The following is a 20,802-nucleotide window of genomic DNA, read 5'->3' as shown; positions in this document are numbered from 1 at the left end:
TCCAACCGTTGCCGGCGTGGACTGCCGGCCAGCGGCCACCAGCGCTGCGCAACCGCCGAGGAATCCGCTCATGACCATCACCTGGAAATCGCTGCTCGTCTTGCTCGTCGTGCTCAGCGGCTGCGCCGCGCTGACCCGGCACACGCTCAACGAGGAGTACGGCTCGCCCGACCCGGCGCGCTTCGATACGCCGGCTGCGCCACCGCCCGGATTCTCCTACCGCAAGGATGTGCAACCGATTCTGGAGCGCCGCTGCGTGGTCTGCCACGCGTGTTACGACGGTCCGTGCCAGCTCAAGTTCACCGCCTGGGAAGGGGTCGCCCGCGGCACCAGCAAGGAGCAGGTCTACGACAGCGGGCGCCTGCTTGAGGCCCAGCCGTCGCGTTTGTTCACCGATGCGCAGAGCACTTCGCAGTGGCGCGCCAAGGGCTTCTCGGCGGTACTCAACGAGCGCGAGCAGACGCCGACCGCCAACCTCGCGGCGAGCGTGCTGTATCGCGCACTGAAGCTCAAGCAGGACCACCCTTTGCCACCAACCGCGATCCTGCCCAAGACCTTCGACTTCTCGCTCGACCGCGCGCAGCAGTGCCCGCGGATCGACGAGTACGACGCCTTCGAGCGCAAGAACCCCTTGTGGGGGATGCCCTTCGGGCTGCCGGGTCTGAGCGATGGCCAGTTGGCTACCCTGAGCCGTTGGCTCGAACTCGGGGCGCCTTTCGAGGGGCTGCCGCCGCTGCCGGCGCAGCTTGGCCAGCAGGTCGCCGACTGGGAGACGTTCCTGAACGGCGACTCGCTGAAGCAACGGCTGGTCAGTCGCTACATCTACGAACACCTGTTCCTGGCCCACCTCTACTTTGACAGTGACGCCCAACACCACTACTTCCGGATGGTCCGGTCGCGAACGCCGCCGGGGCAGCCGATCGACCTGATCGCCAGCCGCCGGCCGTATGACGACCCGGGGGTCGAGCGCGTCTACTACCGCCTGGAGCGCGAACAGGAGACGATCGTCGACAAGACCCATTTGCCGTACGCGCTCGGTGCCAAGCGCATGGCACGCTGGCGGCAGATCTTTCTCGACCCCGACTACGCGGTCGACGAGCTTCCGTCCTATGCGTTGCAGGTGGCGTCCAATCCTTTCGTGACCTTCCAGGCGCTACCGACCTCCGCGCGCTATCAATTCATGCGCGACGAGGCGGAGTTCACCATCATGGGCTTCATCAAGGGGCCGGTCTGTCGCGGCCAGGTGGCGTTGAACGTCATCGAGGATCGCTTCTGGGTGTTCTTTCTTGCCGATACCGACCTGCAGGGCAAGGCCGGCGAGTTCCTGGACCGCGAATCCAGTCTGCTCGCCTTGCCGGCGGCGCAGGGCAGTGACGCCAAGGTCATCGGCCCCTGGCGTGACTACGCCAAACTGCAAGCCAAATACCTGCAGGCCAAGTCGAAATTCCTCGATCACTACGCGGCGACCAGCACCGGGCCGACGCTGCAGTGGATCTGGAACGGTGACGGCAACAACCCGAATGCGGCGCTGACCGTCTTCCGCCACTTCGATAACGCTTCGGTGGTCAAGGGCCTGGTCGGCGGCCCGCCGAAAACGGCGTGGGTGATCGGCTATGGACTGCTCGAACGTATCCACTACCTGCTGGTTGCCGGCTACGACGTCTATGGCAACGTCGGTCACCAGTTGCTGTCGCGGCTGTACATGGATTTCCTGCGGATGGAGGGCGAGTTCAACTTCATCGCCTACCTGCCGCGCGACGACCGTAAAGCCGTCCGTGACTTCTGGTATCGCGGTGCCAGCCAGGAGGTCAAGGATCATGTCTACGGCACGCTGGCCAGCTTCGACGTCCAGACCGGCATCCGCTATCGCACCGACGACCCGCAGCAGGAGTTGTACAGCATGCTCCAGAGCCGCCTGGCACCGGTTCTGGAGCACCAGTACGATCTCTCGCAAGTGGCCGACGCGGCCTTGCGCAAGGACCTGGCGGCGCTGGCCGCTCTGCGCGGCGCGGCGCTGTCGTGGATTCCCGAGGTGGTTTTCGTCCGACTGGAAGATCCGCCGCGGCCGCCGCGCTACTTCACCCTGCTGCGCAATACCGGCCACCGGAGCGTCTCCAGCCTGCTCCGCGAGGGACTCGAGCTGTTGCCGGCAGAGAACACGCTGACCGTCGTACCGGGTTTCATCGGCGCCTATCCGAGCGCCATCTACCGCCTGCAGCGCTCGCAGATCAAGGCCCTGGCCGACACCATCGGCGGCTTGTCGTCGGAGGCGGATTACCGGGCGCTGGCCGACCGCTTCGTCGTTCGTCGCAGCGACCCCGCCTTCTGGCAGGCCAGCGACGAGCTTCAGGACGCGCATCTGAAGCTCGCTCCGGTCAGTGCCGGTCTGCTCGACTACAACCGCCTGGAGAATCGTTGACCGCCGCCGTAGGCGGCGCGATTACCACTACTACTGCTGCTTCATCAGCTCCTGCACCCTCGGGTCCTTCATCATTTCCTGAATCCGGGGGTCCTTCAGCATCTCGTTGATGTTCATTTCTCCCATGCTCGGCATGGTCACGTCGCCCGGCTTCTGGCCGGGCTTGCACGGACCGATCCAGCGCGCATCGAGCGTCATCCTGGATTCGCCGATGCCGTGCATCGGCGGGCTGAAACGGGTGTACATCCTGCCCTTGTAGGCGGAGTCGAAGGCGCCGACGAAGCTTGCGTCGGTCGTCGCCGTGCTGCCCTCGACCTTGCACACCGAATGAACGGTCGCCTTGTTCCCCTGCATCCTGATGTCGAGGACGCTGCACTGGTGTTTTTCCTTGGCGGCCTTCTGCATCATCAGGTCGTCGGTGCTGGCGTCTATGCATTGCTGGATCGCGCCGATCGACGGCATGCCCTCCATCTGTGTGTTCAGCTCCCACAGGCCAGGCTTGCGTTTCGGCAGCTCGGCGGCGTGCACGCTGGCGGCAAGGCTGCTCGCCGCCAGCGCGAGCAGCAGCAGTGATGCGGTGTGAGGCTTGCGACGGGTAGCGGGTCTGGCGGCAGGTTGCATGCGTGCTCCGGGTTGATGAAAGGGCGGATCGTCGGCTAGTTGCTGGATGTTAAACCGTAATCGACCGGGACAGCGTGTGTCGGGCCGGGGGATTGGCGCCGGCGGTGGCGGCGGCAAGCCGTAGCTGTCGTCGGCGGCCTGGCGACTCGGCACGCCGCTGGTAGAATGCCGGTCATGAAAGTGAATGGCATGCCCACGCGAACGATCCGGCCGGCGGCCGATGGTCTTGCCGTAGACGTCATCGACCAGACCGCGCTGCCGTACCATTATCGCTGGCTGCGGCTGGCCAGCGTCGAAGACGCGGCACAGGCGATCCGCAGCATGCAGGTGCGCGGGGCGCCGCTGATCGGCGTCACCGCCGCCTACGGCGTGGCGCTGGCGATGATGCGGCAGGCCGACGACGCGGCGCTGCTGGCCGCCGTCGAGACGCTGGCCGCGACCCGGCCGACGGCGGTGAACCTGCGCTGGGCGCTGGCGCGCATACAGACCTGTCTGACGCCGCTGCCAGTTTCGGTGCGTGCCGAGGTGGCCTGGCGGGAAGCGGCCCGGATTGCCGACGAGGACGTCGACCAGTGTCGCCGGATCGGCCGGCACGCGCTGCCGTTGCTTCGTTCGTGCAGCGGCGGGAACGGCCGGCTCGAGATCATGACCCACTGCAACGCCGGTTGGCTGGCCACCGTCGATTACGGGACGGCGCTGGCGCCGGTCTACGCTGCGTTCGACGAGGGCCTGGCGGCGCATGTCTGGGTTTCCGAAACGCGTCCGCGCAACCAGGGATTGCTGACCGCCTGGGAACTTGCGCAGCACGGCGTGCCGCATACCGTCATCGCCGACAACGCGGCCGGCGCGCTGTTGGCGGGCGGCGGGATCGACGCCGTGATTGTCGGCGCCGACCGGATCGCCGCCAATGGCGACGTCGCCAACAAGATCGGCACTTACCTCAAGGCCCTGGCCGCCCGGGCGGCCGGCGTGCCGTTTTTCGTCGCTGCGCCGCGTTCGACGATCGATTTTTGCTGTCCGGACGGCGCGGCGATTCCCATCGAGGAGCGCGCCGCCGACGAGTTGCGCCTGGTGCACGGCTGCGACGCTGCCGGCTTCGCCTCGCAACTGCGGCAACTGCCGCTCGCCGAAGCGGTCGCCAACCCGGGCTTCGACGTCACGCCCGCTGGTCTGATCACCGCGCTGATCAGCGAGCGCGGTTGGTGTCCGGCCAGCCGCGAAGGGCTGCGGGCACTGTACCCGGAAAAACGAGATGAATGACGAGATGAATATGAATGACCGGACGACTGATCTTCGCCAGCAGCTGATCGATACCGCGCGCCGAATGGCCGCTGCCGGCCTCACCCGCGGTACCGCCGGCAATGTCAGTGTGCGCGCCGGGGAGCGGGGCGGGGGCTTCCTGATCACGCCGACCGGGATGGCCTATGAAGCCATGGAAAGCGAAGACATCGTTTTCATGCGCCTCGACGGAACCGCCGAAGGGCGTCGCAAACCGTCGTCCGAATGGCGCTTCCATCGCGATCTCTACCGCCATCGCGCGGAGGCCGGCGCGATCGTGCACGCCCATTCGCCGTTCGCCACCAGCCTGGCGTGCCTGCGCCGCGACGTTCCGGCCTTCCACTACATGATCGCGCGCTTTGGCGGCGACAGCCTGCGCTGTGCCGCTTACGCGACTTTCGGCACGCAGGCGCTGTCCGACGCGGCCTTGTCGGCGATGGCCGATCGTCGCGCCTGCCTGCTGGCCAACCACGGCATGCTGGCGTTCGGCGACGATCTCGGGCAGGCGCTCGATCTTGGCGTCGAACTCGAAGCGCTCTGCGAACAGTACTGGCGCGCCTGCCAGCTTGGCGAGCCGGTGCTGCTCGATGCCGCGGAGATGCGCACCGTACTCGGCAAGTTCGCCAGCTACGGCCAGCAGGCCTGAGCGCCAGCGCACGCTTCCCAGGAGAGTACCCAGCGAGCATGTTACGGATCAGCGAAATCCGCTTGCCGATCGACCATCCGCCGGAAGCGCTGCCGGTCGCGGTCGCCGCCCGCCTGGGGATTCCCCGGTCGGCGATCGGCGCGACCAGCGTCTTCCGGCGCAGCCACGACGCGCGCAAGGCGAGCGCGCTGGTCTTCAGCTACAGCGTTGACGTCGCGGTCGCCGACGAAGCACTGCTGCTCGGCAAGTTCGCCGCTGACCGCCGGTTGCAGCCGACGCCGGACATGCGCTATCACTTTGTCGGGCAAGCGCCGGCGAAGCTGGCGTCGCGGCCGATCGTCGTCGGCTTCGGCCCGGCCGGCATTTTCGCCGCGCTGATTCTCGCGCAGAGCGGCTTTCGGCCGATCGTCCTGGAGCGTGGCAAGGCGGTGCGCGAGCGAACGCAGGACACCTGGGGGCTGTGGCGCAAGAAGGTGCTCGATCCCGAGTCGAACGTGCAGTTCGGCGAAGGCGGCGCCGGAACCTTTTCCGACGGCAAGCTGTACAGCCAGATCAAGGACCCGCAGCACCACGGGCGCAAGGTGCTAGAGGAATTCGTCAAGGCCGGCGCGCCCGAGGAGATCCTCTACGCCAGCAAACCGCACATCGGCACCTTCCGGCTGGTCGCCATGGTCGAGAAGATGCGGCGCGAAATCGAGCGCCTCGGCGGCGAGGTCCGCTTCCAGCAGCGGCTGACCGGTCTGACGATCGAACAAGGGCGGCTGCGCGGCGTGAGCCTCGCTTCCGGCGAGCAACTCGTCGGCGAGCAGGTGATCCTAGCGCTGGGCCACAGCGCCCGCGACACCTTCGAGATGCTGCACGGTGCGGGCGTGTTCATGGAAGCCAAACCGTTTTCGATCGGCTTGCGCATCGAACATCCGCAAGCCTTGATCGACCAGGCTCGTTTCGGCAGGCACGCCGGCAATCCGCTGCTCGGCGCCGCCGACTACAAGCTGGTGCATCACTGCCACAGCGGGCGTTCGGTGTACAGCTTCTGCATGTGCCCCGGCGGAACGGTGGTGGCGGCCACTTCGGAAGAGCGGCGGGTGGTGACCAACGGCATGAGCCAGTATTCGCGCAACGAACGCAACGCCAACGCCGGCATCGTCGTCGGCATCACGCCGCTCGACTACCCGGGCGGGCCGCTGGCCGGCATTGCCCTGCAGCGGCAGCTGGAAAGCCGTGCCTTCGAACTCGGCGGCGGCAGCTACGAGGCACCGGCACAACTGGTCGGGGACTTCCTCGCCGACCGGCCGTCCACGCGTCTGGGGACGGTCATTCCCTCGTATCGGCCGGGCGTTCGCCTGACCAATCTCGCCAGCGCCCTGCCGGAATACGCGATTGCCGCGATTCGCGAAGCGCTGCCGGCCTTTGCACGACAGATCAGGGGCTTCGACATGGCCGATGCGGTGCTCACCGGGGTCGAGACACGCACTTCGTCGCCGCTGCGCATCACCCGCGGCAGCGATTTCCAGAGCCTGAACGTCAGGGGCCTGTATCCCGCCGGGGAGGGCGCCGGTTACGCCGGCGGCATTCTCTCGGCCGGCGTCGACGGGATCCGGGTGGCCGAGGCGTTGACGCGGGAGATGCTCAACGACAGGTCTGCGCTGGCGGCCAGCGTGCGCTGACCCTGCTCAGCCGCCAAAGCGGCGTTTGGCCTGCTCGCGACGCTCCTGCGCTTCGAGGCACAGCGCCGCGGTGGGTCGCGCCAGCAAACGGGCGATGCCGATCGGCTCGCCGGTTTCCTCGCACCAGCCGTAGTTGCCGTCGTCGATGCGGCGCAGCGCTTCACGGATCTTCTGGAGCAGCTTGCGTTCGCGGTCGCGAACGCGCAGTTCCAGCGTGTGCTCTTCCTCGGCGCTGGCGCGATCGTTCCAGTCGGAACTGGTCTCGCTCTCCTGCAGGTGGCCGGCGGTCTCTTTCACCGCCGAAAGCAGCGCCTTTTCTTCATCGAGCAGCCGCCGGCGGAAGAATGCCAGCTGTTCGGGCGACATGTACTCATCCGGGGGGGCTGCACGCAGCGTCGCCTCGGTCTCGGTGCGAACTTGATCGGCAAGCTTGTTCATGTTTCCTGCTCCATCACTGACTGATTGGGCACCGGCCACCGGGAAGATCCGCGTGTCGCGGTGTGCTCGACAGCTGTCGCCTTGATCTTGCCACTGGCGAAGCATGTTATAGCATTGCGTGGCGGGGGCATAGACGGGGCCGCAGGCTGATTACCGGTAGCGCCGCCACCTGGCGCCCGCCCCCGACACGCGACAGCACGCGCTGGCGTCTGCCAGCGAGCCGGCGGCTGATTCCCTTGCTGATCGTTCGACGCCGCCATCGCCCTTCGATTAACATTCCGGGGAGCCATCCACGAGCGGGAGGTATCGAGCGATGACAGCGCCACCGACGGACAACGCGGCAATCGAGCCGGTCAGGCCATGGACGGTCTTCTTGATCTTTCTGCGGCTTGGACTCAGCTCGTTCGGTGGCCCGGTGGCGCACCTGGGCTACTTCCGGGACGAGTTCGTCAACCGCCGCCGCTGGCTCAGCGATCGGGCCTACGCCGATCTGGTCGCCCTTTGCCAGTTCCTGCCCGGCCCGGCGAGCAGTCAGGTGGGAATCTCCATCGGACTGTCGCGGGCCGGCTATGCCGGCGCGTTGGCCGCCTGGACAGGATTTACCTTGCCGTCGGCGGTCGCCCTGATCGTCTTTGCGCTCGGCATTTCAAGCTGGGGCGATGCCGTCCCGGCCGGGGTGCTGGACAGCCTCAAGGTCGTCGCCGTGGCGGTTGTCGCGCAAGCGGTGTGGGGAATGGCGCGCAACCTGTGCGTCGGTACCACGCGGATCACGATCATGGCGGTCGCGACCTGCGCCGTGCTGGCCTGGCCAGGCGCGTCGGGGCAGGTCGGGGTGATCGTCGTCGCTGGCTTCCTGGGGCTGCTGCTGTTCAAGGGCGCGCCCGACGCGGCGCACGAGCCGCTGCCGATGACGATCAGTCGCCGCGGCGGTTGTTTCTGGCTGGCGCTTTTTCTGCTACTGCTGGTCGGACTGCCGGTCGTGGCGCAGGCATGGCCAGAACGCACGCTGGCGATGATCGACGCCTTCTACCGGGCCGGATCACTGGTTTTCGGCGGCGGGCACGTGGTCCTGCCCCTGCTGCAGGCCGAGGTGGTGCCCAGCGGCTGGGTCAGTAACGAGTCCTTCCTCGCCGGCTACGGCGCGGCGCAAGCGGTCCCGGGCCCGCTGTTCACCTTTGCCGCTTTTCTCGGGGCATCGATGAACGAGCCGCCAAGCGGCTGGCTTGGCGGCCTGATCTGCCTGATCGCGGTCTTCATACCTTCGTTCCTGCTGGTCTGCGGCGCCTTGCCGTTCTGGGAGCAGTTGCGGCGCAGTCGCCACACGCAAGCGGCGCTGGCTGGCGTCAATGCCGCGGTTGTCGGTTTGCTGCTGGCAGCGCTGTATCACCCGGTATGGACCAGCGCGATCCGCCAGCCGGCTGACTTCGGCCTGGCCTTGGTCGCCCTGATCGCGTTGATCTTCTGGAAGCTGCCGCCATGGCTGGTGGTACTCGGCAGCGCCGTTGCCGGCTGGTTGCTGAGTGCGCTCGGCGTGGCGGCATGAAGGCGATGCCCGGCGCGATCGCCGTGCCGGATGATTCCTCGCTCCGGTGGCGATACGGCGAGCCGTTTGCTGTTCGCCCGACCGCGGGGGACTTCCCGACACTGTTCTCGGTGAGCGGGAAGTGTCGGGAAAATTTACAACTCGCCAAGGAGCAGACCACGGCAGGTCACTGCAAGATCCTGATAATTCGATGATTCGTTTTAGTGCCATGAAATCTGCTTGCCACCCGCTCGTCGTGTGCAATACCGTGCACGCATCACACATTCCCCCGCCGGGGAGAGGAGCTGATCATGTCCGAGCATCGAAGCAAATCCTGCAGGTCCTTTTTGGCAGTGGCCATCGTCAGCAGTCTAAGCTGTCTGGCGGTCAATGCGCATGCCACTCCGTTCACGCTGAATTTCAACTCGCAAGGGTACGGCTTTAACACCCTTGAAAACAACGGCTCGTTCACCTGGAGCAATATCGACGGCTCCGGCGTCGACCTTACCTGAACCCTCGGCGCCGGCAGTCATGACGTCAATGACGGACCGTCGGGGAGCGGACTGAACATCGGTCGGAACGCGGGCCAGGCGGACGATGTGTTTCACGAGTACCAATTCACCTTCTCCCAGGCCGTGAAGAACATCCATTTCAGCATCCTGAACATCAACCACGGGCCGCAGGGCAACTTCCAGTACTGGGATTTGCTGACCTTCTCTCCCGGCGCGACATTTTCAAATCTCAATGGTGGGGTCACGGCATCCGGCAACCAGCTTCTCCCGCCCAACGGCGTAAGCAATTCCGAAAGCGCGGACGTGACGTATGCAGCATATACCAGCGGCTTCACGATCATCCACGGCAACGGGCCGGACAGCATCGATCCGGGCTTTCTCCACTTCCCGTCGATCAGCTTCGATGTCCCGGAGCCGGGTACGGCCTTGCTTCTGGGTCTTGGGCTGGTCGGGCTGCTTGGTCGTCGGCGCGCTTAGTCGCGCAGACAGATGGGTTCGGAGCGGGAGGCAGGCAAGCGCCTCCCTTTCCTACGCTGCATGCGCGCCGCAGTCATCGCCGCCCGTCACCACCCTCTGGACAGTGCGTCTGGTCGTCACCGGGTCGCCGCCTGCAACCATCCCAGACCATCCTCGGTCCTGCCGCGCGGGCGGTACTCGCAACCCACCCAGCCGTCGTAGCCAAGCTCGTCGAGCAGCCTGAAGAGATAGCGATAATTGACCTCGCCGTCGTCCGGTTCGTGGCGGGACGGGACGCTGGCGACCTGCACGTGGCCGATCCCGGCGAAGTGCTTCCTGAAGGTGGTCGCCAGGTCTCCTTCGACGATCTGAGCGTGGTAGAAGTCCATCTGAACCTTGAGGTTGGGCTCGCCCACCAGGTCACGGACAGTGTGCGCGTCGGCCTGACTGTTGAGGAAATAGCCGGGCATGTCGCGACCGTTGATCGGCTCGATCAGCAGCGTTCGATCGTGCTTCGCCAGTTCTCGCGCGGCGTACCGCAGGTTGTCGAAGTAGGTCTCGCGGCACGCTGCACGGTAGTCCCGCTGCGCTTCGACGACCAGCACCCCGGCCATCGCGTGCAGGCGTCGGGTGCCCAGCGCCAGCGCGTAGTCCAGCGCCCGGTCGACACTGGCACGAAAATCTGCCTCGCGACCTGGCAGCGCCGCCAGCCCGCGTTCGCCGCCGGCCCAGTCGCCCGGCGGCAAATTGAAGAGCACGTTTTCGAGCCTGTTCTCGCGCAGCCAACCGGCGACTTCGGCGGCGCCGTGCTCATACGGGAAAAGGAACTCGACGGCACGAAAGCCGGCCCTTGCCGCGGCGGCGAAGCGCTGCGGGAAGGGAACCTCGTTGAACATCGTGCTCAGGTTGGCGGCAAACTTTGGCATGTCCATCCCTTGGTTGCAGAATGCGAGGTGGGCTGCGCCGGCCTCCGGCGCCCGCGCATCATCTGCTCATCCAACTCAGGTAGAATCCGCAGCTGTCGCCTGGCGGCTGGTCGCTGCCGGGGCAGTCGGCAGGATAATCCATTGATCACAGGTTAGGCCATGAACACGCATCCCTCTGACTTGCTGCCGCTGGCCGAACACGGCGCCGGCCTGATCCTCACCCCTTGCCCGGGCACCAGCGGCGTGGACACCGAGACCGCGGTCGAGCAACTCAAGGCAGCGGGTGCCGACGCTCTGATCACCCTGATGCCGGACGCCGAAATGGCGGGCAATTCGGTGACCGACCTGCCCGCGCTTTGCGCCAAACACCGTCTGCGCTGGTTTCACCTGCCAATCGACGACGACCACGCGCCAGCCAATGATTTTACCGTCGCCTGGCAGGTGCAGCGAGCGGCCGTGCAGCAGTTCCTCGACGCAGGCAGGAAGATTGCCGTCCACTGCAAGGGCGGTTCCGGCCGCACCGGCCTGATGGCGGCGCAGATCCTGGTCGAACGCGGCTACTCCAGGGAGCAGGCGATGGAGGCTGTCAAAGCGCTGCGGCCAAAGGCCCTGAGCCTGGCGGTTCATCAGGAGTATCTGGCACGGCTTCCCGCACCGGTGTAGGTGGACCGCCAGCGCGTTGGTGAGCAGGCGGCCGGGGTTCGCTGGCGACCGCGCAGAGCGCACAGAAGCGACGCCGGTGCAGGTATACTCGGGCATTTCGTCGGCCAGCCGCCTGTCGGCTTCCCGGTCGTCGGTGTGACCCTGTGAGACCCCCACCTTGGCTCTGATCCTGCTTGGACTTTCCGGCGCGCTGACCCACGACCCTTCGGCAGCGCTGTACATCAATGGCAAACTCGTTGCCGCGGCGGAGGAAGAACGTTTCGTCCGCGACAAGCACGCCAGGAACCGCATGCCGTACGAGGCGGCGAAGTTCTGTCTGGAGTTCGCCGGTGTCAAGCCGTCCGAGGTCGATGCAGTAGCGATTCCCTTTGCCCCGATCAGCCTTCTGGAGCCGGCGCGCTGGCATTATGCCAAGCGTTACTGGTACGCGCCGGAGCGCGCGCTCGACGCCATTCTGACCGGTAACCGGCGTTTCCATCGCTATCGCAGGCGCATCGAGTGGTGCCTGCTGCAGCTCGGTTTCGATTTGAGGAAGACCGAAATCGTGCCGGTGGAGCACCACCTGGCGCACGCGGCCAGCGCCTACTTCTGTGCGGGATTTGCGGAAAAAACAGCGATTCTCGGGATCGACGGTAAAGGCGAGTACGCGACGACCTTCTTCGGCTACGGTGAGAACGGCAGGATTCACAAGATCAAGGAGTTCTACGATCCGGATTCGCTCGGCGGGCTGTACGGCGCATTGACCGAGTACCTCGGCTTCGAGATGCTCGACGGCGAGTACAAGGTAATGGGCATGGCGCCTTATGGCGATCCGCAGCGCTACGATTTCTCGCGTCTGGCTAACTTCGAGAACGGCGAACTGACGGTCAATACCGACTACGCCAACGTGATCGGCTTCCGCCGCTACAAGGAAAAAGGCAAGGGCTACTACTTCTCGCCGAAACTGGTCGAGTGGCTGGGTCCGAAGCGCGCGGGAGACGTCGCCGACGACCCCTATATTCACTACGCTGCGAGCATCCAGAAGCTCTTCGAGGATCTCGCGCTGCAGATGCTCGAGCACTACCTTGGCGACATTCTGCGCGAAACCGGCCGACTCGCTTTTTCGGGCGGCGGCGCGTTGAACGTCAAGCTCAACCAGAAGATCATCGCTCGCCCGGATGTCCAGGAACTCTACGTCCAGCCAGCGTCGGGTGACGCCGGCACGGCGCTTGGCGCGGCCGCCTGGGTGTCGGTGCAGCGGGGCGTGCCGGTGGAGAAGATGGAGCACGTCTTTCTCGGGCCGGCCTACAGCAATGAAGACGTCATCGCCGCCTGTGCCCGCCATCCGGCGCAGCCTCAGTGGCGACGCCTGAGCCAGGTGCCGCAGGAAATCGCCGCCATCCTGGTGGCGGGGAACCCTGTCGCGTGGTTCCAGGGGCGGATGGAGTTTGGTCCGCGCGCGCTCGGTGGCCGTTCGATCCTCGGTTGCCCGAGCGTTGCCGGCGTTGCCGACCGGATCAACGCGCAGATCAAGTTCCGCGAGCGCTGGCGCCCATTTTGCCCGAGCATGCTCGACAGCGTCGGTCCGCAGATGCTCGGCAGCGATCATCCGGCGCCGTTCATGACCTTTACCTTCAAGGTTGCCGATGGCTGGAAGGAGCGCGTTCCGGAAGTCGTGCACGAAGACGGCAGCTCGCGCGCGCAGGTGCTGCAACGACAATTCAACCCGCGCTACTACGACCTGATGGTCGAACTCGAGAAGCTGACCGGCAACGGCGTCGTGCTCAACACCTCTCTCAACCGCCGCGGCGAACCGATGATCTGTTCACCGACCGACGCGCTGAACATGTTCTTCGGGTCGGACCTCGAATATCTCGTGATGGAGGAGCTGCTGGTCGTGAAGACCGGGGGCGACACCGAGGCCGTGCCGTCAGGCCGCTAGGCGGGCAGCGGCCTCGGCAGTCGATCCTGGCCATCGCGTTCTGGCCAACGCGCATTTGACTCCGGCAGCGGCGCCAAGGATACTTCGTCTGCGTGCTCGAAACGCCGTCCCCCATATTTGGTTGTCTCGACAGAGCGGCTGGAAGTGGCCTGTTGAGGGGTCGTTTTGTGGCCGAAACGGAGACACCATGAGATTTTCCATCCTTAGCCCTCCCGTTAATTAACCGCAACTCACTTACGAGGAAATCATGTCCAAACTGTTCATCGAAGATCTCGCCCTGGAAGGAAAGCGCGTCCTGATTCGCGTTGATTTCAACGTTCCTCAGGACAAGGTTACCGGAGCGATCACCAATACCAAGCGCATCGAAGCGGCGCTGCCGACGATCAAATACGCCCTGGAAAAGGGCGCTGCCGTCATTCTCATGTCGCATCTTGGCCGTCCCGACGGCAAGGTGATGCCGCAATACAGCCTGCAGCCGGTGGCGACCGCCCTTGCCGACCTGCTCGGGCGCCCGGTCAGCTTCCTTTCCGACTGCGTCGGTCCGGATGTCGAGGCCGCCTGTGCCGAGATCAGGCCGGGCGAAATCATCCTGCTCGAGAACCTCCGTTTCCACATCGAAGAAGAAGGCAAGGGCACCGTCAAGGGCCCCGACGGAATCGTCAGCAAGGTCAAGGCGAACCCCGACGACGTCAAGGCCTTCCGCGCGTCGCTCACCAGGCTTGCCGACGTCTACATCAACGATGCCTTTGGCACCGCGCACCGCGATCACTCGTCGATGACCGGTGTGCAGTTGCCTGAACGCGCCGCCGGCTACCTGATGAACAAGGAGCTGGCGGCTTTCTCGGCGGTTCTCGAATCGCCAAAAAGGCCGCTGCTGGCGATCCTCGGTGGCGCCAAGGTTGCCGACAAGATTCAGCTGATCAACAACCTGCTCGACAAGGCAGACCAGATCATCATCGGTGGCGGGATGGCCTTCACCTTCAAGAAAGTCCTCACCGGGATGCCGATCGGCAGCTCGCTGTACGATGAGGAAGGCGCCAAGCTGGTACCTGAGCTGATGACCAAGGCCCGGGAGAACGGCAAACAGATCCTGCTGCCGACCGATTTCATCATCGCCGACAAGTTTGCCGCCGACGCCAGCACCGGCACGGCCAACGATGTCGATGGTATCCCGGAAGGCTGGCTGGGACTCGATTGCGGGCCCGAATCGACGAAGGTGTTTGTCGACGCCATCGTCAACGCCAGGACCGTCATCTGGAACGGTCCGGCGGGCGTCTTCGAATTCGCCAAGTTCGAAGCCGGCACCAGGGCAATGGCCGACGCCATCGTCGAGGCCACCGCCAGGGGTGCGACCACGGTGATCGGTGGCGGTGACACCGCTACCGCTGCCAAGAAATACGGCGCCGAGAAGAAGGTGACGCATACCTCGACCGGCGGTGGTGCATCGCTCGAGTATCTCGAAGGCAAGGTCCTGCCCGGCGTCGCCGCGCTCTCTGACAAATAGCGACAGCAGGCCCTGGCGCCGTGCCAGGGCCTGCTCGTTCGGCCAACCATCCAAAACACCCATGAGGAATACCATGCGTAAAATCGTTATCGCCGGCAACTGGAAAATGAACAAGAGTGTCGCCGAGTCCGTCAAGCTGGCCGCCGACGTGGTCGCCGCCGCCAGGGAAATCAAGAACGTCGTCGTCGCCATCGCCCCGACCTATCTCGCACTGGCCAAGGTCGCCGAAGTGGTCAAGGGCAGCAACGTCAAGCTCGCCGCGCAGGACGTGCACTGGGAAAACCAGGGTGCATTCACCGGCAAGGTCAGCGCCGACATGCTCAAGGAGATTGGCGTTGATCTGGTGATCATCGGCCACTCGGAGCAGCGGACCTACTTCGGCGAGACCGACGAAACGGTCAACAAGAAGGTCAAGAAAGTTCTGTCGCTGGACATGGGGCCGATCGTCTGCATCGGTGAAACGCTCGCCGAGCGCCAGGGCGGTCAGCTCGAAAGCGTGCTGACGACGCAGGTTAACGGCGCCTACGCGGGCCTCTCGGCCGATGACGCGCTGCGTACCGTGGTCGCCTACGAGCCGGTCTGGGCGATCGGCACCGGCGTTACCGCCAGCGACGCCGAAGCGCAGGAAGCGCACGCCTTCGTCCGTGGCCTGCTGGCCAAGCTCTTCGGCGACGACGTCGCGCAGTCGATCAGCATCCAGTACGGCGGTTCGATGAAGCCGGACAACGCTGCCGGCCTGCTGGCCCAGAAGGACATCGACGGTGGCCTGATCGGCGGTGCGGCGCTCAAGGCCGACAGCTTCCTGGGGATCATCACGCCGGGCGAGTCGCTCAGCAAGTAAGTCGTGCGAACGGCTGGAACGTGGGGGCCGCATCGCGGTCCCCGTTTTTTTTTTTGTTCTGGCCGGCGGTGATCGTTCAGCGGCGTGGCTCGCCGCGCCTTTGCTGCTCCCCGCGAGCCTATCGCTGGCGCTCTCATGGGCACGCAGCCAGATTCTTTCGGGGCCACACCACAAATGATATTTGGCGCGAACAAAGGTCTGTAATAGACTGATATGTAATGTGTAGTGTGTAGACTTTGCACTTCCGCGGTGGCTCGTGTCAGGCCTCGCGAACGCGACACAGGCACTGCACGCCCCTAAAGTCCTGAGCTTTGGTGCCGTATTAGCCAACTGGTGGCAATGGTGCGTCTTCGAGCCATTCGCCCGGCGGCGGGCGTCGGCACCACCGATCCCGGTCCGATCGACGGCCACCGAGGGCGATCCCGGGGTGATGCGGCGCCGGGCAGAATGCGGAGCGGCAGACAATGCGAACGACCAAGGTGGGGAACGAGACCGGCTGCCGCCCTGACGGTGGCGATGACGTACGCCCGATCGAAGGACGACAGCGTGCTGTTTCGTCGCGGCGACGGTTGTCGGCACCGATCGGAGCCGGGTCGCCACCGGCGTTTGCGGTGAGCGACAAGATCGACGATCCCGACCTGCTGGCGGGTCTGCTGCCCGGTTGGTCGGCCGCGGACGTAGACCAGGCGGGGGCCACGTTGTCGCGTTCCAGTGCCTGGAAGGTGCTGCTGGTTGACGACGAAGCGGACGTTCGTGCGGTCCTCCGTCTGGCGTTGCAGGGAGTGGTCATCGAAGGCAGCGGCCTGCAGCTGTTCGAGGCGTCGTCGGCGAAGGAGGCGAGTGTCGTGCTCGCCACCCATCCCGACATCGCGCTGATCCTGCTTGACGTGGTGATGGAATCCGATCGGGCCGGACTGGATCTCGTGCGCCACATTCGCGACGATCTGGCCAATCGAAGCGTGCAGATTGTTCTGATCACCGGCCAGCCGGGTTACGCGCCACAGCGCGAGGTAGTCAGCGCTTACCAGATCGACGGCTACTGGCTCAAGTCCGAGCTGAACGCCGATCGGATCTACGTCTCGGTGTGCTCGGCGATCCGCACGCACCGGCTGATTCGCGAGCACGAACTCCTGCAGCGCGATCTGCAGCAGAAGGTGCGGGAACTGGATGACACCCTGCGCGTGCTGCGCGACAGCGAGGCCAACCTGATCCGGGCGCAGTCGGTCGCGCACGTCGGCAGCTGGACCTATGATCTGGTGAGCGACCAGATGCGCCTGTCGGCGGAAACCTGTCGGATCTTCGGCCTGCCAGAGGGGACGATCGGCAGCTACGAGAGCTATCTGGCCCGTGTCTGCCCGGAGGACCGCAGCGCTCTGGAGGAGGCCTGGCATGCCGCGCTCGGCAAGGCCGGGCCCTTCGAACACGAGCACCGGATCATCGTCGGCCAGAAGCTTCGCCACGTTCGCCAGCAGGCCGATCTGACCTATGCCGCCGACGGCCGGCCTCTGCGTAGCCTGGGCACCACCCAGGACATCACCGAGCGCAAGCAGGCGGAAGAGGAACTCAAACGCTCGAACGCGGAGCTGGAACAATTCAGCTATGCGATATCGCACGATCTGCGTCAGCCGCTGCGGATGATCTCCAGCTACCTGCAGCTGCTCGGGATCAGCCTTGGCGAGCAGCTCGACGACGAGCAGCGGGAGCATTTCAAGTTTGCCATCGACGGCGCCAAGCGCCTGGACCGGATGCTCGTGGCGCTGCTCGAGTACTCGCGGGTCGGTCGCCTGGGCGAGCCACCGGCGTGGGTCGACAGCCGGGCCATCGTCGACGAAGCGTTACTCTTCCTGCAACCGGCAATCGCCGAAGCGCAAGCCAGAATCAGCGTGCGCGGCCGCTGGCCACGGGCGCTGGTCTGTCCCGACGAGATGCTGCGCCTGGTCCAGAACCTGATCGCCAACGCGGCCAAGTTCCGCGTCGCCGGACGGCGCCCGGAGATCCGCGTGTCGAGCAGGGTTTCCGACGGCAACTGGTTGCTGACCGTCGCCGACAATGGTCTCGGCATCCTCCCAGGACAGCTCGGACGGCTGTTTCAGGTCTTCCAGCGACTGCAGAGCCGGGCCTCGTACGAGGGCAGCGGCATCGGCCTGGCGCTTTGCCGCAAGATTGCCGAACACCATGGCGGGCGCGTCTGGGCCGAATCGCCTGGCGAGGGGCAGGGAAGCCGTTTCTGTGTGTCCTTGCCGCTGGCGCCGGAGGGCGAGTGATCGCTACCGCAAATCACCCGGCGCGGGCCAGCGGCCTGGCTGCCCATAGCAGTCGCGGATGCGCGCCGCTCGGCCGGGCGGAGGATGCGCTGTTGATGGTTATCGTCCGAGCGAAACGCTGACCGTGCGCAAGCGTCTGCAGCCCTTTGTGATCTTGCTGGCCGAGGACGAGCCGGCTGACGCACGTCTGGTCATCTTCGCATTGGACCAGAACCGGGTCGAAGCCGACGTGCGGCATCTGGTCGACGGCCGCGAGGCGCTGGCGTACCTGCGGCGGGAAGGTGAACGTTTTGCCACGGCGGTACGGCCGGATCTGATCCTGCTCGATCTCAACATGCCTGGCATGGACGGCCGGGAGTTCCTGGTGGCGATCAAACAGGATCCCGCGCTGTGTGCCATCCCGGTGGTGGTGGTGAGCACTTCGGAGGTCGACCGCGACGTGCGCGACATCTACCGTCTAGGCGCCAGCGGCTACCTTGCGAAGCCGCTCGATGTCGACGAGTTCATCAGCGGCATTCGGCTGCTCACCGACTACTGGATGTCCCTGGTGAAGCTCCCTGAACGCCAATGAGCGCGGGCCCGTGGAAGGCATCCGGAACGGCGCGCATTGCCCGTGGCCGTCGGCGCCGAGGCGGCGTCAGTGCTTGCTCAGGTTGGCGATGCACGGCATTTGCCCGATACTTTGCGTCCTTTGCCCGCGTAGTGGTGCAAACTGGTGAAATTGCTGGACAATGGCCGATGACTTCGGCGGTCAGGCAAGGTGAATCGGGCACTCGGGGCGGCAAACCCTGGTGCGTTCGCCGGCGATGCTCGGCCCCCAGGGGCGAGGCGGAGGATAGGGTATGAACAAGGCGGCCCGACAACGGTTTTCGATTCTGGTGATCGAGGACGATCGCGGCGACGCGGGGCTGATCCGGACCAACGTCCGCCTCGCCGGCCTCAGGCGAGTCGGCGAGCCCGACCCGGTGCTCTGGGTGCGGACACTCGCCGAAGGCAGCGCTGCGGCAGCGGCCAAGCGCCCGGACGTGGTGCTGCTCGACCTGTCGCTACCCGACTCGGCGGGGATCGGCACGGTACAGGCAATGCGCGGCGTGGTGCCCGATGTGCCGATCATCGTTCTTACCGGCCAGGACGACCACCAGCTTGCCGAGGCGGCCCTGCAGGCCGGTGCGCAGGATTACCTGCTCAAGGGCCAATTGTTTCAGCACGACGCGCTTGGGCGGGCAATAAGGCACGCACTGGTTCGTCAGCGGCTCGAATCGCGACTGCGCCTCTTCGAAGCGGCGCTGAGTTCGGTGGCCAACGGCGTTGTGATCACCGACGTCAATTCGGCGATCGAATGGGCGAATCCGGCGTTCACCAAGATGACCGGCTTCGAACTGGCCGATATCGTCGGTCGCAGTCCGGGTGAACTGCTCAGCTCGGGCAAGCAGGACGCGCACTTCTACGAGGCGATGTGGGAGACCATTCTCGCCGGCCGCGTATGGAGCGGCGAACTGGTCAATCGGCGCCGGGACGGGAGCTTCTTCGATGCGGCGCTGACCATCTCGCCGGTGACCGACGCGGATGGGCGAATTCGGCACTTCGTGGCCATCAAGCAGGACATCTCCGAACGCAAGGCCACCGATGAGCGCGTCCAGCACCTTGCCCATCACGACCAGCTGACCGACCTGCCGAACCGGATGCTGCTTACCGACCGCCTGTTCCAGGCCTTGGCGCAGGCGCGACGGGAGCGTGGAACGTTGGCTGTGCTGTTCCTCGACCTGGACAACTTCAAACCGGTGAACGATACCCTCGGTCATGACATCGGCGATTTGCTGCTCAAGGAAGTGGCCCTGCGCTTGCGGGTGTGCGCGCCCAGAGAGTCGGACACCGCGGCTCGCCTCGGTGGTGACGAGTTCGTGATTCTTCTGGCGCAGATCGACAAGGCCGCGGATGCCGTGGTGGTCGCCGGAAAGGTCCTGGCCGCGCTCGGTCGCCCGTTCGTCATCGGTCCGCACTGCATCGAGATTTCGACCAGCATCGGCATCGCCGTCTATCCCCAACACGGCGAAGAGGTCACCCGGCTCTTGAAGAACGCCGATACCGCGATGTACCACGCCAAGAAGGCGGGGCGCGGCTGCTACCGGTTCTTCCGCGAGCTGGTTGAAACGGAGGAAGTCTGACTCGTCCGACTGCCCGTCGGCGCCAATCCAGGCAGGCTCGGCGGCCGCGATGTCTTCAGCGGCTCTCGCCACGCGCCGCCAGATAGATGCCGACCAGCAGCAGGACAAAGCCGACGCCCTGTAGCAGCGCGAACGACTCGTCAAAGAAGAGCCACGCCAGTGCTGCGCTGCCGACTGGTTCGCCGAGCGTCACGACGGCGATGAAGGTCGTCGACACGTGCCTGAGCGACCAGTTGTACGCGGTGTGGCCGAGCAACTGCGGGCCCAGCGCCATCCCCAGGGCGACCAGGTAGGCAGCGCTGGCATAGCCGCCCAGCGGCGTGCCGCTCGCTTGACAGGCGAGAAGCAGGAAGAGCGAGGCGCTGCCGTAGGCCAGCCAGACGTAGGCTGGCAGCGGCAGACTGGCGCGCAGGCGGCGGCCGATCAAGAGATAGGCGGAGAAGCACCAGCTGCCGGCGACGGCCAGCAGGTTGCCGAGCAGCGGATTGCTGCCAGGGACGCTGTTGCGGCTGTCGCTCCAGAAAATCAGCAGACTGCCGGACAGCGAAATGACGATCCCCACGGCCATCAGGCGGCCCGGCTTTTCGCCGAAAAGGAAAAACGACGCGATTCCGACCCACAGCAGGTTGGTCGTCACCAGCGCGGTGCTGCTGGCCACCGACGTGAATTCGAGCGAAGTGATCCAGGTGGCGAAATGCAACGCCAGAAAGAAGCCGGCACCGCAGGTCAGCAGCAGCTGCCGCGGGCTCAGGGTGCGCAGCGCCTGACCCGACTGCCAGAGCGCGAGCGGGGTGATCACCAGCGCCGCCAGGCCCAGGCGCAAGGTGGCGATGGTCAGCGACGGCAGGCCGTAGCCCTGTGCGAAGCGCGCCAGAATGGCGCCGAAGGAAACCGCCAGCAGTCCAACGCCGAGCACCGCGAACGGCAGCCAGCGCGGCGGCGGGCCGGTTTCCATGGGC

At 65.4% G+C, this 20,802-nt stretch carries 19 protein-coding genes; 15 read left to right on the top strand and 4 right to left on the bottom strand.

Annotated features, from left to right (window positions below):
• Positions 1 to 70 precede the first annotated feature (70 nt).
• Positions 71 to 2,419 (top strand): fatty acid cis/trans isomerase, encoded by a 2,349-nt coding sequence (locus tag Q1L50_RS15635; RefSeq protein WP_300340346.1) that lies wholly within the window; start codon positions 71 to 73, stop codon positions 2,417 to 2,419.
• 30 nt (positions 2,420 to 2,449) lie between these two features.
• Here Q1L50_RS15635 and Q1L50_RS15630 read toward each other — a convergent pair whose 3' ends face one another.
• On the bottom strand, positions 2,450 to 3,040 hold the full coding sequence (locus Q1L50_RS15630) for a DUF3617 family protein (protein WP_300340343.1): 591 nt from the start codon (positions 3,038 to 3,040) through the stop codon (positions 2,450 to 2,452).
• 174 nt (positions 3,041 to 3,214) lie between these two features.
• Between Q1L50_RS15630 and mtnA the strand changes: the two genes are divergently transcribed.
• Genes mtnA through Q1L50_RS15615 form a run of 3 tightly spaced genes read left to right on the top strand, consistent with a single transcriptional unit; the run spans position 3,215 to position 6,631 of the window.
• A complete protein-coding gene (mtnA, locus tag Q1L50_RS15625; RefSeq protein ID WP_300340341.1) occupies positions 3,215 to 4,300 on the top strand; it encodes an S-methyl-5-thioribose-1-phosphate isomerase in 1,086 nt (361 codons plus the stop codon).
• Entirely contained in the window at positions 4,293 to 4,964 is a 672-nt protein-coding gene (locus Q1L50_RS15620; RefSeq protein WP_300340339.1) for a class II aldolase/adducin family protein, read from the top strand. The genes mtnA and Q1L50_RS15620 overlap by 8 nt, the downstream gene beginning before the upstream one ends.
• A gap of 38 nt (positions 4,965 to 5,002) precedes the next feature.
• Entirely contained in the window at positions 5,003 to 6,631 is a 1,629-nt protein-coding gene (locus Q1L50_RS15615; protein WP_300340336.1) for an NAD(P)/FAD-dependent oxidoreductase, read from the top strand.
• Positions 6,632 to 6,637: 6 nt separating this feature from the next.
• Here the strand turns inward: Q1L50_RS15615 and dksA are convergent, their stop codons facing one another.
• Positions 6,638 to 7,069 carry an RNA polymerase-binding protein DksA gene (gene dksA / locus Q1L50_RS15610; protein ID WP_300340335.1) on the bottom strand — a complete coding sequence of 144 codons (432 nt, stop codon included), beginning with the start codon at positions 7,067 to 7,069 and terminating at the stop codon, positions 6,638 to 6,640.
• A 313-nt stretch (positions 7,070 to 7,382) separates the two neighbouring features.
• On the opposite strand from dksA, the gene chrA reads away from it, so the two are divergent.
• The 4 genes from chrA (at position 7,383) to Q1L50_RS15590 (ending at position 9,580) form a co-directional block, all read left to right on the top strand.
• A complete protein-coding gene (gene chrA, locus Q1L50_RS15605) occupies positions 7,383 to 8,612 on the top strand; it encodes a chromate efflux transporter (RefSeq protein ID WP_300340332.1) in 1,230 nt (409 codons plus the stop codon).
• Entirely contained in the window at positions 8,609 to 8,806 is a 198-nt protein-coding gene (locus tag Q1L50_RS15600) for a hypothetical protein (protein WP_300340330.1), read from the top strand. Before chrA ends, Q1L50_RS15600 begins: the two co-directional genes overlap by 4 nt.
• A gap of 96 nt (positions 8,807 to 8,902) precedes the next feature.
• Positions 8,903 to 9,103, top strand: coding sequence for a hypothetical protein (locus Q1L50_RS15595; RefSeq protein WP_300340327.1), 201 nt, complete (start codon positions 8,903 to 8,905; stop codon positions 9,101 to 9,103).
• Positions 9,104 to 9,190: 87 nt separating this feature from the next.
• Positions 9,191 to 9,580: a PEP-CTERM sorting domain-containing protein gene (locus Q1L50_RS15590; protein WP_300340324.1), complete on the top strand. Its 390-nt coding sequence runs from the start codon at positions 9,191 to 9,193 to the stop codon at positions 9,578 to 9,580.
• A gap of 116 nt (positions 9,581 to 9,696) precedes the next feature.
• Here Q1L50_RS15590 and otnI read toward each other — a convergent pair whose 3' ends face one another.
• Complete coding sequence (otnI, locus tag Q1L50_RS15585; protein WP_300340447.1) at positions 9,697 to 10,485, bottom strand: 2-oxo-tetronate isomerase; 789 nt, start codon at positions 10,483 to 10,485, stop codon at positions 9,697 to 9,699.
• A 159-nt stretch (positions 10,486 to 10,644) separates the two neighbouring features.
• On the opposite strand from otnI, the gene Q1L50_RS15580 reads away from it, so the two are divergent.
• From Q1L50_RS15580 to Q1L50_RS15550, 7 genes are all read left to right on the top strand, one after another.
• Complete coding sequence (locus tag Q1L50_RS15580) at positions 10,645 to 11,148, top strand: dual specificity protein phosphatase family protein (protein ID WP_300340322.1); 504 nt, start codon at positions 10,645 to 10,647, stop codon at positions 11,146 to 11,148.
• A gap of 157 nt (positions 11,149 to 11,305) precedes the next feature.
• A complete protein-coding gene (locus Q1L50_RS15575; protein ID WP_300340319.1) occupies positions 11,306 to 13,069 on the top strand; it encodes a carbamoyltransferase in 1,764 nt (587 codons plus the stop codon).
• Between the two features lie 247 nt (positions 13,070 to 13,316).
• Positions 13,317 to 14,573: a phosphoglycerate kinase gene (gene pgk / locus Q1L50_RS15570; protein WP_300340317.1), complete on the top strand. Its 1,257-nt coding sequence runs from the start codon at positions 13,317 to 13,319 to the stop codon at positions 14,571 to 14,573.
• Positions 14,574 to 14,646: 73 nt separating this feature from the next.
• On the top strand, positions 14,647 to 15,414 hold the full coding sequence (gene tpiA / locus Q1L50_RS15565; protein ID WP_300340315.1) for a triose-phosphate isomerase: 768 nt from the start codon (positions 14,647 to 14,649) through the stop codon (positions 15,412 to 15,414).
• 611 nt (positions 15,415 to 16,025) lie between these two features.
• Positions 16,026 to 17,678 carry an ATP-binding protein gene (locus Q1L50_RS15560; RefSeq protein WP_300340312.1) on the top strand — a complete coding sequence of 551 codons (1,653 nt, stop codon included), beginning with the start codon at positions 16,026 to 16,028 and terminating at the stop codon, positions 17,676 to 17,678.
• Between the two features lie 124 nt (positions 17,679 to 17,802).
• Entirely contained in the window at positions 17,803 to 18,249 is a 447-nt protein-coding gene (locus Q1L50_RS15555; protein WP_300340309.1) for a response regulator, read from the top strand.
• Positions 18,250 to 18,520: 271 nt separating this feature from the next.
• Positions 18,521 to 19,843 carry a diguanylate cyclase gene (locus tag Q1L50_RS15550; protein WP_300340306.1) on the top strand — a complete coding sequence of 441 codons (1,323 nt, stop codon included), beginning with the start codon at positions 18,521 to 18,523 and terminating at the stop codon, positions 19,841 to 19,843.
• Between the two features lie 55 nt (positions 19,844 to 19,898).
• On the opposite strand, the gene Q1L50_RS15545 is transcribed toward Q1L50_RS15550, so the two are convergent.
• The gene (locus Q1L50_RS15545; RefSeq protein ID WP_300340303.1) at positions 19,899 to 20,798 is read right to left on the bottom strand and encodes a DMT family transporter; all 900 of its coding nucleotides are present in this window, start codon (positions 20,796 to 20,798) and stop codon (positions 19,899 to 19,901) included.
• Between the last annotated feature and the right edge of the window lie 4 nt (positions 20,799 to 20,802).

This window comes from Accumulibacter sp., assembly GCF_029255145.1.
Taxonomy (GTDB): domain Bacteria; phylum Pseudomonadota; class Gammaproteobacteria; order Burkholderiales; family Rhodocyclaceae; genus Accumulibacter.
This window is presented reverse-complemented; position numbering and strand designations above follow the sequence as displayed.